Genomic DNA, 12,946 nt, shown 5'->3' on the forward strand with positions numbered 1-12,946 from the left:
GGGTAAACAGGCGCCGGGCACACAGGGCGGATAGTGGCTACGCTCGTCTGAATGAAGAAGACGACGGTTCTCGGAGTTGCTGCTGTTGCCGCGGCGACGGGGTGGGTGGCGCGAGCCGCATGGGGAATCCCGACGCAGATCGGGGCATCGCGAAACACGGTGCAACCGTATGCGGCGATGTCTCCGCGATATCGGGACCGCCAGTTCCACAACTCGGAGCCCAGCAGCACACTGGTGCCGGGCACTGATGCCGGAATGTTCAAGTCGATGGCAACGCGAGGGTCGACGGGTCGGCCGCGTCAGCCGATTCCGTTGGCCACTCCGCTGGCACCGGCGGTAGCCGGCGACGCAGCGGTGACGTGGTACGGCCATTCGAGTGTTCTCGTCGAGGTCGACGGTTACCGTGTTCTCGCAGATCCGGTGTGGAGCGAGCGCGTATCACCCTCGGCCACAGTAGGTCCCGCACGGATGCACCCCACTCCGGTGGCATTGACCGAACTGCCTGCAGTAGATGCGATAGTCATCTCTCACGATCACTACGACCATCTCGACATGGCTACGGTCAAGACGCTGACTCGTACCCAGACCGCTCCGTTTGTCGTGCCGATCGGTATCGGGGCTCACCTGCGGCACTGGAAGGTGCCCGAGAACCGGATCGTGGAATTGGACTGGGACGAGTCGACAAAAATCGGCGACCTGGTCCTCACGTGCACCGAGGCTCGTCACTTCTCTGGTCGTGGTCTTGTCCGGAACACGACTCAGTGGGCGTCGTGGGTGTTCGCCGGTCCGGAGCACCGGGTGTTCTTCGGCGGCGACAGCGGATACACGCAGCGCTTCGAACAATTGGGTGAAACGTACGGGCCGTTCGATCTGACGCTTCTCCCCGTCGGCGCCTACGACGTGCGCTGGCCGGACATTCACATGAACCCCGAAGAGGCAGTGCAGACGCACATCGACCTCAACAAGGGCGACGGGTCTCGCGGTGTGTTCGTCCCGATCCACTGGGCAACGTTCAACCTCGCGTTTCATTCATGGTCGGAGCCGATCATTCGCCTCAACGAGGCCGCGGCGGAGGCGGGCACCAGCGTGTCGGTGCCGATGCCGGGCGGCCGGATCGACGCGTTGTCGCCGACACCGCCGTCGAAGTGGTGGATTGCTCTCAGCTGACCAGAAGCGCAGCGGACGTGGTTGCCTTTCGAGTCGAACCCTGATTAGTTGCTCCGGGTGCGTAATCTTTGACCATGGCTCACGAGCACACCGGTTCAGAAGAGACAGCAGTGGCGGTAGCCACTGAGCGATTGCCGGACGACGTCGACGTCGCCCGCGGTTTGACCGCCGATCAGGTTGCGGCCCGGATCGCGTCGGGGCAAACCAACGACGTGCCGGATCGGGCGTCCCGCTCGGTCAAGGACATCATTCGCGGCAACGTCTTCACTCGCATCAACGCGATCCTGACGGTGTTGTTGGTGATCGTGCTCGCGACGGGCTCGATCATCGACGGCATGTTCGGATTGTTGATCATCGCGAACAGCGGTATCGGCATCATCCAAGAGATTCGCGCCAAGCGCACGCTCGATGCACTGGCCATCGTGAGTCAGGCAAAGCCCATGGTCCGGCGTGACGGCGTCGCCGTGGCGATGGCGCCCAAAGACGTTGTGCTCGACGACATTATCGAACTCGGCTCCGGTGACCAGATAGTCGTCGACGGCGAGGTGGTCAGTTCCGCTGCACTCGAGGTCGACGAATCGCTCCTCACCGGTGAAGCCGATCCGGTTCACAAGGCGAGCGGCCAGCAAGTGTTGTCGGGCAGTTTCGTTGCCGCCGGCAGCGGCGCGTACCGCGCCACCAAGGTCGGTGGCGATGCATACGCGGCCAAGCTTGCCGAAGAGGCGAGCAAGTTCACTCTCGTGCACTCGGAACTGCGCAGCGGTATCGACAAGATCCTGAAATTCATCACCTACCTGATGATTCCCGCGGGTGCGCTGATCATCTTCAATCAGCTCTTCACCATCGGCCTGCCGATCCGACCGGCACTCAACGGCATGGTGGCAGCGCTGGTTCCGATGGTTCCCGAAGGCCTTGTGCTCATGACATCCATTGCATTTGCTGTCGGTGTCATCCGATTGGGCAAGCGCCAGTGCCTCGTTCAGGAGTTGCCGGCGATCGAAGGCTTGGCCCGTGTCGACGTGGTGTGCGCGGACAAGACCGGAACCCTGACCGAGAACGGCATGCGCCTGTCCGAGGTCGACGTCGCACCGGGTGGTTCGGGGGAGTCTGCGGTCAAGTCCGCGTTGAGCGCGATGGCTGCGTCCGACCCTCGCCCCAACGCGAGTGTGCTGGCGATTCGCGAGTCGCTCTCCGACGATCCAGGCTGGGGCGAAGCCACCGCGGTGGCGCCGTTCTCCTCGGCGAAGAAGTGGAGCGGCCAGTCGTACGGCAGTAACGGCAACTGGGTGCTCGGTGCCCCGGACGTGCTGCTCGACCCGGACTCGGAGATGGCCCGCAAGGCGGAAGAAGTGGGATCGAGCGGGCTTCGTGTCCTCATGCTCGGCAGCAGCGACCTCCCCGTCGACGACGCCGACGCACCGGGCACCGTCACCCCCGAAGCTCTGGTCGTGCTCGAGCAGAAGGTGCGTCCCGACGCCCAGGAGACGCTGGAGTACTTCGCCAGCCAGAAGGTCGCAGTCAAGGTCATTTCCGGCGACAACGCGGTTTCCGTCGGTGCCGTTGCCGGGTCCCTCGGACTCGAGGGCGGCGACCGCCCCATCGACGCGCGGGAGTTGCCCAGCGATCAGGAAAAGCTGGCGGACACTCTCGACGGAGCAACGACGTTCGGGCGAGTGCGACCGGATCAGAAGCGGGAAATGGTCGCGGCCTTGCAGTCTCGCGGGCACACCGTCGCGATGACCGGTGACGGCGTCAACGACGTTCTCGCGCTCAAGGACGCCGACATCGGAGTCTCGATGGGTTCGGGTAGCCCGGCTACGCGAGCCGTGGCCCAGATCGTGCTGCTGGACAACAAGTTCGCGACGCTCCCGTACGTCGTCGCGGAAGGCCGCCGAGTGATCGGCAACATCGAGCGCGTGTCGAATCTGTTCCTGACCAAGACCGTCTACTCGGTGGTGCTCGCGTTCCTGATCGGCATCACCGGCGTCCTGTCCCAGGTCTTCGATTTCGAGCCGCTGCCGTACCCGTTTCTGCCCCGCCACGTCACGATCGCAGCGTGGTTCACGATCGGTATCCCGGCCTTCATCTTGTCTCTGGCACCGAACAACGAGCGCGCGCGAACCGGTTTCGTCTCTCGCGTGATGCGCTTGGCGCTGCCGTCCGGTCTGATCATCGGCATCACCACGTTCATCTCCTACGTGTTGGCCTATCAAGGCCCCGACCAGACGGAGACCCAAAAGATCCAGGCCGGAACCAGCGCTCTCATCACGTTGATCATGATCGCCGTGTGGGTCCTGGCCGTCGTGGCCCGGCCGTATGTGTGGTGGAAGCTCGTTCTGATCGGCGGATCGGTGGCCGGCTACCTCATCCTGTTCGCGCTGCCGTTCACCCGCGAGTTCTTCAAGCTGGATCCGAGCAACGTCGCTGCCACGACGCTCGCGATCACCCTCGGCGCTATCGGCGTCGTACTCGTGGAACTCTCGTGGTGGATCAGCGCGCGCCTGCACGGGGAGAAGCGGAAGATGTTCGCGACGCCCGACGATCTGCCCGGTGAGCATCACCATGCTCACAGCGAGTAAGTAGTTTCAGCGCCTGAACATCTGCACCCAGGCAATGCGATCGCCGCCGCGCTTCTTGGCCCGGTACATCGCATTGTCTGCGTGCTCGATCAGTTCGTTGACAGCCCGATCCGGTAAGTCCGTCTCGGGACTCAGATAGACACTGACGCCGGTACTGGCGGATACGGGATAGGGATCGGAGTCGGACGAGACCGCCGAATGTATCTCGGTGGCGACCTGTTCGATTTCTCCTCGATCGACTCCGCGCAGGACGACGAACTCGTCGCCGCCGATTCGCGCCACCACCGCGTCGGGCCCGGCGGCAGCGATGAGGCGGTCGGCGACGGCGGTCAACGCGTCGTCACCCGCGACGTGCCCGTGCGTGTCGTTGAGGATCTTGAACGAGTCGACGTCGATGAGTAGCGCGATCAGCGCTTGCGTTCGATCGCTGCGCAGCAGATGCTGGGCCTCGTCCTGGAGTCCGCGGCGATTGAGCGTCGCGGTGAGATAGTCCCGGTGGGCGTTGCGTGCGTCGTCGGTCAGTCGGAGCCAGACGATCTGCAGAATCCACGCCGTGGAGAACACCACGCCGGCCACCATCAGATAAAGGTTCAGGACCACCCAGTTGTCGTTGACCGGTTCGGACATCGCCATGGCGGCCAGCGCCGTACAGACAGCAAGAGCCCAGCCGATGTGGGTGATGGCAACGCGTGGGCTGTGAACTATAGCCGCGTAGAAACCGATCATGATGAACAGGATGCAGCCGATGGTCCCGACGAAAGCGGTGCGTACGGCGAAGAAAAGAGTGACGGCGAGCCATAGGTCGGCCCAGACGACGAAAGCCACGGATTGTCGCCAGGTGGGCCACGATTCATTACGCGCCCAGCGGTAGCCCGCATAGGCGCCGCTGATCGTTCCGAGGGCGAAGATCGACCGAGCCAGAGCAGTGTCGGAACCGAACCGGCTCAACTGCATCGTCACCGCGATCAGGGCGAAGAGGAAACACCAGACCGCGACCAATTTGCGTCCGGGAACGGTCAACCCGCGAGCGTCGAGGAATCGGGGGAGCCAGGTGTAATCCGTGTGATCTGACCACCACCGTGACAGCAGTTCACGCGTCGGGTGGGGGTCGCTCCCCGTCCCGCGCAGTCCTGCATTCAAACCGGGTACCTGTCGATGTCGATGGATGGGCAATCAGCTATTGGCGGGTTAACGCTACCTCGAGTTGTGCGTGGCCCGGACGCACGGACCTGCTTTCTGGCGCAGAGGCCCTCGACCTGTGAGAATCGAAGGGCGCGGAGGAACGATTCCGCCGAAGGACGTGCGTCAGCACCGGGAGAGGACACGGACATGGGTTTCTTGGACAACGTCAAGGGATTGGTCGAAAAGGGCCAGGAGCTCGCAGCGGAGAACTCCGACAAGGTTCACGACGCGATCGACAAGGTCGCCGACATCGCCGACGACAAGACCGGCAACAAGTACGGCGATCAGATCGACAAGGCAGCCGAGGCTGCCAAGAAGGCCGTTCCCGAGAAGCAGTAATACCGGATTCGGCAATACCGTTGCTCAGGAGCCCGTAACCGAAATGGTTGCGGGCTTCTGTGCGTCCGCTGGGTGAACTCCCAGGGTCGGCGGGCAGAATGAACGCGTGAACTTCACCTGGATTCTGCTGGTCGTCATTGCCGCCATCGCAGTCACCGGGCTGTCCAATCGGCGAAACCTGCAGGCCCCGCTGGTTTTGGTGACGGTGGGCTCGGTCGCCTCGTTCATACCCGGCATGCCGCGGCCGGAGCTGGATCCCCACGTCATTCTCGGTGTGGTCCTGCCGCCGCTTCTCTACTCGGCAGCTCTCAAATTCTCGGTGGCGACCTTCAAACGCAACCTTGCACCGATCCTGCGCCTCGGCGTCGGAATGGTGTTGGTGACGGCGTTCGTGGTGGCCTTCTTCGCCGAATGGATGGTTCCCGAGTTCACGATCGGCGCCGCCCTCGTGCTCGGAGCCGTGATCGCGCCGACCGACGCCGTCAGCGCGGTAGCGGTCGGTCAGAAACTCGGACTCCCGAAACGGGTCATCGCCATCCTCACGGGCGAAGGGCTCGTCAACGACGCCACCGCGCTCACGCTCTTCACCGTTGCCGTCGCAGCAGTGACCGGAACCAGAATTGCCACCGATTCGCCCCTGTTGTTCTTCGCGTACGAAGTGATCGGTGGCGTCGTCGTCGGTTTGGTGCTCGCGTTCGTCGTCAAGTTCGTTCGTGCACGCATGTACGACTCTCCACTCGAAACCGGCCTGGGGTTGGTGCTTCCGTTCGCCGCCTACCTGGCCGCTGAGGAACTGCACGCGTCCGGTGTCCTGGCCGTCGTGGTTGCAGGTTTGGTGATCGGGCACTATTCGACGGACGCGTCGATCATGACGAGACTGCAGGAGCGCTCGGTGTGGTCGAGCCTGGACACCCTTCTCGAGATGTTCGTCTTCGCGTACATGGGGCTGCAGCTGAGTTTCGTGATCGACGATGTTGTCGCCGACGGGCTTCCGGTGCTTCACGTGTTCGCGTACGGTCTCGCAGTCCTGGCCGTGGTCATCGTAATTCGGCCGCTGTGGCTGTTCCTGAGTTACTCGCGTGTGCGATTCGGTGTGACCCTGCGCCGTGACCGCGAGAATCAACTGACGTGGAAACAGAATCTGGTGGTCTCGTGGGCGGGAATGCGCGGCGTCGTCACTCTTGCTGCGGCCGGCGGTATCCCGTTCGCGCTCTCGTCCGGCGAGCCGTTCCCCGGTCGCGGCGTCATTCAGGCGATCGCGTTCATCGTCGCTGTCGGGACTCTGCTCATCCAGGGATCGACCTTGCCGTTCATGATCCGTCGCCTCGACGTCGCGGATCCTTACGAGCAGCTGCGGACACAGGAACAGATGGAGTTGGCCCGCAACATTTCTCGCAAGGCGGGCGAGAAGGCGCTGGCAGACGCAGCCGCGCACCCTCCGCCGGGGATCGACGGAAAGGAATTGCAGGCAATCGTCGAGCGCGTACGACGCTCGATGCAGGCGAGGCTTCAACTCCAGGAGGTCGACGAGGACGCCGATCGCGAGGCCGCTTTGTGGAATGCGGGAGCATTGTTCGACAAGTTCCGGCATCAGTCACTGCGCTCGCAACGAGTTGCCTTGATCGCCGCACGTGACGACGGCGATCTCGACGACGAGGTATTGCGTACCGTATTGGAAGGACTCGACATCGAAGAGGCCGCAGCCGAGGAACGTGTCAGGCGTCGCCGAGCCGGTAGCGGCGCGGGCAAATAGAGGGGAACACTGCGTATGACGGTTCGGAGTTCGAGAGTTCGCGCAGGCTGGGGAATCATGGTGGCGAGCGCACTTCTCGTCAGCGTGGGCTGCGGATCGAATGCGTCGCCGGACATCTCTGTCACCGACACCGCAACCACAACGACCCCACCGGTCGTGAGCAGTGCTCAACGCGGCGTCGTCTTCGCCAGTGAACCTTTCACCAGCACAGCCGAAGTGGCGGCGTCCGGAGCGAGCGCAACGAAGATCCTGTACGGCTCCACCTCCGGCATCGACGGCCGGGAGACTCAGGTCTCGGGAACGGTGTTCACGCCGGCTGGAACTCCGCCCGAGGGTGGTTGGCCGATCGTCTCCATCGGCCATGGCACGACGGGTATTTCGGACGACTGCGCGCCGTCGGCCTCGCCGACCCTCTTCGGCACGATCGGTCTGGTCGCGCCGTTCCTCGACTCGGGATACGTGGTCGCTGTCTCCGACTTCGAGGGCCTCGGCACTCCGGACCCGCATCCGTACCTGCAACCGGACACTGCGGCGTTCAACGTCATCGACGCTGTTCGAGCGGCGCGCAACGTCGTTCCGGACACCTCGACTCGCTGGGCAACACTGGGACTTTCCCAAGGCGGGCAGGCGTCCTGGGCAGCAGCCGAGGAAGCCGATTCCTACGGGGACGGACTCGAATTCGTAGGTGCGGCAAACCTGTCCCCGGCAGCGGACATCTCACCGATCATCTCGAGTGATTCCGAGGTGAATCTGTCACTGCCTCAGCAACTGCTGCTGCCCTATGTTCTCGAAGGGCTGTCCCTCACCCATCCGGACCTCGAACGAACCGACTACGTGCGCGGCGCATTCGAGCAGAACTACGACCTGCTCACCTCGTGCCTGACCTCCCGTGCGACCGAGAAGTTGGGTCTTGTCGGAAAGGTGACGCCAGCAGACACCCGGCCCGCCACCGCCGAGGATGCGGACCGAATTCACGCGTGGCTCAGCGACGTTGCGCTCCCACGTCAACGCGCGAGCGGTCCCATGTACGTGGTTGTCGGTACCAACGACAACCTCATCCGTCCGGAATGGACCGAGGCTGCGGTCGAACGTGCCTGCGCCGACGGCGACGTCATCGAATTCCAGGCGCGGCCGGGTGAAGGTCACGCGGACGGTGCCGCGGTGCCCGGAGCTGTTGCGTGGGTGAAGGATCGATTTGCAGGTGTGCCGGCGCCGAATACCTGCGGGTCGTGAATCGGTGACGCCGCTGGAACGAATCCGCGCGCTTGCACTGGCACTGCCGGAGGCGACCGAGCGGGTCAGCCACGGTGAACCGTCGTGGTTCGTGCGTAAGGCGCCGCAGTTCGTCTCCATGGCAGATCACCACCACGACGATCGTGTCGCGATCTGGGCCGCAGCACCGCCTGGGGCGCAGGCAGATTGGGTCGGCCGTGATCCGTCGCGGTTCTTCGTGCCGCCGTACGTGGGCGGCCGTGGATGGATCGGCGTGTACCTCGACGTTCCGAGTGCCGACGACACCGAGGACGGGAAATTCTGGAACGACGTCGCCGACATCGTCGAAGAGGCGTACCGCACGGTGGCTCCGAGAACACTGATCCGGAAACTGGACGAGGATTCGCGTTGAGCCCGGCCGTGGTCGCACTTCTCAGCGTGCTGATCCTCGCAGTGGCCGGGGCACTGACAGTGGTGTGGATGCGCACCAGACGTGAGGTGACCACGCCCACCGAACGAGCCGTCCATGCCGCGCTCCACACGGCTTCGCTTGCCGCACGGCCGCTTCGGCGCGGGCTCGACAAGAATTCGGCCGCCGAGGCAGCGCCTCACCTGCGCGAGCTGACCGGCGGCGCCGGTTTCGGCCTGGCTGATGCTTCGGGAAATCTGCTGGCGTGGGACGGTCGTCACGAGGCATTGGCCGATCAATTCCACGACGCCGCCATTCGCGCGATCGAAGGTGAGCGCCGGGTGCTCGTCTCCCAAGCGGACTTGGTACGCGGGTCGAGCGATCACAGCGTGCGCGCGCTGATCGCTCAACCACTGCTGATCGAGGACATCGGCGTCGTCGGGGTGATGGGAATCGTCACCAGCGAGGACCCGTGGCCGGGAATGCTCGGAGCCGTCACCGAGGTCGCCCGGTACGCCTGCAGTCAGATCGAACTCGCCGACCTCGACGCGTCCCGGGCCCTGCTGGATCGAGCGGAAGTGCGGGCTCTGCGCGCTCAGATCAGTCCCCACTTCATCTACAACGCCCTCAACACCGTCGCGTCTTTCGTACGGACCGACCCGGCGCGGGCCAGGGAACTGATTCTCGAGTTCGCGGACTTCACCCGGTACTCGTTTCGATCTGCGGGTGAGTTCACTCTGCTCGCCGACGAGCTACGCAACATCGATCGGTATCTGACTCTCGAACGCGCGCGCTTCGGGGACGCTCTGAACGTCCGACTTCAAGTCGCACCCGAAGTGCTCAACGTGGTCCTTCCCTTCCTGGCGCTCCAGCCTCTGGTCGAGAACGCGGTTCGTCACGGCATTTCGAGTAAGCCGGAGGGCGGCACGGTCAGCATCGTTGCCGCGGACGAGGGACCGGACTGCATCATCAGCGTCGAAGACGACGGTGTGGGGATGGATCCCGAACTGCTGCGGTCCGGTTCGCTCGACGCCATCGAGTCGGGGTCGGGACGACCCAGTGCTCGGGAAGCCGCTCACGTCGGTTTGGCCAACGTCGACGACAGGCTTCGTGCCGCATTCGGAAACGACTACGGACTCGTGGTGGAGACAGCGCCGGGCGCCGGAACGAAGGTCAGTATGCGTGTTCCCAAGTTCAAGCAGGGGATTCACGTCTGATTCTCGCCTTCGATGATCAGGCCGAAACGGTCGTGGGAACATGGACCTGTTGTGAACGAGACTGACACTGATGCCCAGCTGACCGTCCTGGCCGTCGACGACGAGAAACCAGCCCTCGACGAGCTGGCATTCTTGCTGCGCGCAGAGGGCGCGGTCGCGCACGTTCACACGGCGTCGGATGCGACGACCGCGCTGAGAATCCTGCGCGGTGGAAGCATCGACGCGGTATTTCTCGACATCAACATGCCAGGCCTCGACGGTCTCGAACTGGCCGGCATTCTCTCCAACTTCGCGACTCCACCACCCGTGGTGTTCGTGACGGCGCACGACGATCGAGCGGTTGCGGCATTCGATCTCGGTGCCGTCGATTATCTGCTCAAACCGCTCCGAGAGGAGCGCCTCGCTCAGGCCGTTCAACGGATCGTGGGGTTGGCCGGGCGAACCAAGAGCGAGAGCAAGCCCGAAACTGCGTCGACCGACGAGGTGATCCCGGTGGAACTGGGCGGCGTCACGACGCTCGTTCAGCGTTCCTCGGTGGAGTGGGTGGAAGCCGACGGGGACTACGCGCGTCTGCACACCGCCGGGAAGTCACACCTGGTGCGCATCCCGATCTCGACGCTCGAATCACGCTGGGCCGACGCGGGGTTCCTGCGCGTGCATCGTTCATATCTGGTGTCTCTGGCCCTGGTCACCGGTATCCGCACGGTTGGAAGCGGGTTGGTGGTCTGTCTGCGCCCGCACGGCGACAAGCCGCCCGTCGAGCTTCCGGTCAGCCGCAGACACACGCGTGAACTCAAGGATCGACTGGTTCGTGCGCCCAAACAGAGTTGGTTGTCGCGGTGACGTCGCAGTCCGACCCCCCGCAGCGTGAGCGCGTTGTGTTGGCGCAACGCAGTGGCGCTCGGATCGTGCGTACCCGGGTGGAGGTGCAGGAACAGACCGAAGTCGGTGACGCCATGATTCGCGGTCTCGTTCGCGCGCAGTTGGGACTGGCGATCCGCCTTGCCGTCGTCGCAGCCGGACTCCTGTGTGCGGTGCCGCTTCTGACCCATCTCTTCCCGACGCTGTCGGAGGTCGCAGTGCTGGGCATCCGCTTGCCGTGGCTCGTGATGGGCGGCGCCGTGTATCCCTTGCTGCTGATCACCGGCTGGGTGTTCGTGCGTCGGGCGGAACGAAACGAGCAGGACTTCACCGACATCGTGGACGACTGAGCGCGGCGCTGTGGGCGGACAACCAATCCCGGTGTTGACGGTGCTCGGCATCGTGGCGGCGGCTGTGGCGACAGTGGCGATCGGTATCTACGGAGTTCGGCTGGCTCGTACCACCTCCGACTTTCTCGTCGCGTCCAGAACCGTCAGCGCGCGGTGGAATGCGACGGCCATCTCCGGCGAGTATCTCTCTGCTGCTTCGTTTCTCGGTGTCGCCGGACTGGTCGCGAAATACGGGGCAGACGCTCTCTGGTATCCCATCGGATTCACCGCCGGATACCTCGCACTGTTGCTTTTCGTCGCGGCGCCGCTTCGACGTTCCGGCGCTTACACCGTCCCCGATTTCGCCGAATTCCGTCTCGGCTCACCGCGATTGCGCAAGCTCGCGATGCTCGTGGTCGCGATGGTGTGCATCCTGTATCTGATTCCGCAGTTCCAAGGCGCGGGGCTGACGCTCAACATCCTGCTCGGTGTTCCAAGCTGGATCGGGGGCGTTGCGGTCGGAGTCATCGTCATCGCCAACGTCGTCGGCGGTGGGATGCGCTCGATCACCTTCGTCCAGGCCTTCCAGTACTGGCTGAAACTGACTGCCGTCGCGATTCCCGCTGTGGCACTGACCTTCTATTTCTTCGGCGATCACCACGACGTCGGCGCGTCGATGCCGCCGACGGTCACCACTGCGACGACCGTCGACATCACCACCGACGTCGTCGTCCAGGTGTCCGAGCCGGTGACGGTCAGCGGCGGCACAGTCGACGGGCAAGCAGTAGAAGGTACCGTCACGCTGGGTCCGGGGGAGCACACCCTCGGTGAAGGCATGTCGATGGTTCTCGACGCGGGAGCGGCGGTCCCCGTCGTCGCCGGAGCGCCTGCGCAGAACTCGGACTGGATCACTCCGGGTTGGGGGTTCGGCGGGCCCCATCCGATGTATCAGGTGTACTCGCTGATGCTCGCCACCTTCCTCGGAACGCTCGGCCTGCCGCACGTCCTCGTCCGGTTCTACACCAACCCCGACGGACGGGCCGCCCGTCTGACCTCGCTCGCCGTTGTCGCTCTGGTCAGCGTCTTCTACCTGTTCCCGACACTCCTCGGTGTCTTCGCTCGCCTCTACGTTCCGCAACTTCTGATCACGGGCACCTCCGATGCCGCGGTGCTGCTGCTGCCGGGCTCGGTGTTCTCGGGGTGGGGCGGACAGTTGCTGGCAGCCCTCGTGGCGTCCGGTGCCATTGCGGCCTTCCTGTCGACGTCGTCCGGATTGCTCGTGAGCATCGCGGGTGTCGTCAGTACCGATGTTCTCCGCGGGCGAGTCCGAGACTTCCGCATTGCCGCACTCCTGGCCGGTCTCGTCCCGCTCGTACTGTCGCTGGCGGTGGTGTCGGTCGACCTCTCGCGAACCGTCGGGTTGGTGTTCGCGGTTGCCGCGTCGACGCTCTGTCCACTGCTCGTGTTGGGCATCTGGTGGCGCGGTCTGACTGCTGTCGGTGCTGGGGCGGGGATGGTGGTAGGCGGGTTCGTCGCGGGAACCGCTGCGACTGTCGCGGTCCTGGGGGGCTTGTCGGAGAGCGTCCTCGGTGGCTGGCCGGCGGCCATTTTCGCGTTCCCGGCCGCGGTGAGCGTGCCGCTGGCGTTCCTCACGATGATCGTCGTCAGCAAGGCGTCGTCGAAGCAGGTACCGGCAGATATCGCGCGAATCTTCACGCGGATGCACGCCCCGGAACGGCTCGGAATGGGCTCCGATCGCGAAGACGATCTCCGCCAACCCTGACAGTCACCGCCTGAAGTCGCCCGAAGTCTCTGCCGTTGGTCGCGCCTGCCTGACCGTTCGGCGCAGTGCGCGACTGCTCAGCGTGTGACTGGCACCACAGCATCTTAATGTGACT

General features: G+C 64.2%; 11 protein-coding genes. 10 read left to right on the forward strand and 1 reads right to left on the reverse strand.

Annotated features, from left to right (window positions below):
• The first annotated feature begins 51 nt into the window (after window positions 1–51).
• Complete coding sequence (locus G8767_RS03950; RefSeq protein ID WP_095971220.1) at window positions 52–1,167, forward strand: MBL fold metallo-hydrolase; 1,116 nt, start codon at window positions 52–54, stop codon at window positions 1,165–1,167.
• 74 nt (window positions 1,168–1,241) lie between these two features.
• Entirely contained in the window at window positions 1,242–3,746 is a 2,505-nt protein-coding gene (locus tag G8767_RS03955; RefSeq protein WP_095971219.1) for a cation-translocating P-type ATPase, read from the forward strand.
• A 6-nt stretch (window positions 3,747–3,752) separates the two neighbouring features.
• Here G8767_RS03955 and G8767_RS03960 read toward each other — a convergent pair whose 3' ends face one another.
• Window positions 3,753–4,886: a GGDEF domain-containing protein gene (locus tag G8767_RS03960; RefSeq protein WP_240951826.1), complete on the reverse strand. Its 1,134-nt coding sequence runs from the start codon at window positions 4,884–4,886 to the stop codon at window positions 3,753–3,755.
• Window positions 4,887–5,075: 189 nt separating this feature from the next.
• Between G8767_RS03960 and G8767_RS03965 the strand changes: the two genes are divergently transcribed.
• From G8767_RS03965 to G8767_RS04000, 8 genes are all read left to right on the forward strand, one after another.
• Window positions 5,076–5,267 (forward strand): antitoxin, encoded by a 192-nt coding sequence (locus G8767_RS03965; RefSeq protein WP_003940164.1) that lies wholly within the window; start codon window positions 5,076–5,078, stop codon window positions 5,265–5,267.
• Between the two features lie 106 nt (window positions 5,268–5,373).
• Window positions 5,374–7,020, forward strand: a complete 1,647-nt coding sequence (locus G8767_RS03970; RefSeq protein ID WP_095971218.1) for a Na+/H+ antiporter — start codon at window positions 5,374–5,376, stop codon at window positions 7,018–7,020.
• A gap of 15 nt (window positions 7,021–7,035) precedes the next feature.
• Entirely contained in the window at window positions 7,036–8,253 is a 1,218-nt protein-coding gene (locus G8767_RS03975) for a lipase family protein (protein WP_166809389.1), read from the forward strand.
• Between the two features lie 4 nt (window positions 8,254–8,257).
• The gene (locus tag G8767_RS03980; protein WP_124567520.1) at window positions 8,258–8,644 is read left to right on the forward strand and encodes an MmcQ/YjbR family DNA-binding protein; all 387 of its coding nucleotides are present in this window, start codon (window positions 8,258–8,260) and stop codon (window positions 8,642–8,644) included.
• Entirely contained in the window at window positions 8,641–9,858 is a 1,218-nt protein-coding gene (locus tag G8767_RS03985) for a histidine kinase (RefSeq protein ID WP_095971215.1), read from the forward strand. Before G8767_RS03980 ends, G8767_RS03985 begins: the two co-directional genes overlap by 4 nt.
• A 12-nt stretch (window positions 9,859–9,870) precedes the next feature.
• Window positions 9,871–10,701: a LytTR family DNA-binding domain-containing protein gene (locus G8767_RS03990; protein WP_206028817.1), complete on the forward strand. Its 831-nt coding sequence runs from the start codon at window positions 9,871–9,873 to the stop codon at window positions 10,699–10,701.
• Complete coding sequence (locus G8767_RS03995; RefSeq protein WP_095971213.1) at window positions 10,698–11,069, forward strand: hypothetical protein; 372 nt, start codon at window positions 10,698–10,700, stop codon at window positions 11,067–11,069. The genes G8767_RS03990 and G8767_RS03995 overlap by 4 nt, the downstream gene beginning before the upstream one ends.
• A gap of 10 nt (window positions 11,070–11,079) precedes the next feature.
• Window positions 11,080–12,831, forward strand: a complete 1,752-nt coding sequence (locus tag G8767_RS04000) for a cation acetate symporter (RefSeq protein WP_166809390.1) — start codon at window positions 11,080–11,082, stop codon at window positions 12,829–12,831.
• The last annotated feature ends 115 nt before the right edge of the window (window positions 12,832–12,946 follow it).

Source organism: Rhodococcus sp. IC4_135, assembly GCF_011602025.1.
Taxonomy (GTDB): Bacteria; Actinomycetota; Actinomycetes; order Mycobacteriales; family Mycobacteriaceae; genus Rhodococcus_F; species Rhodococcus_F baikonurensis.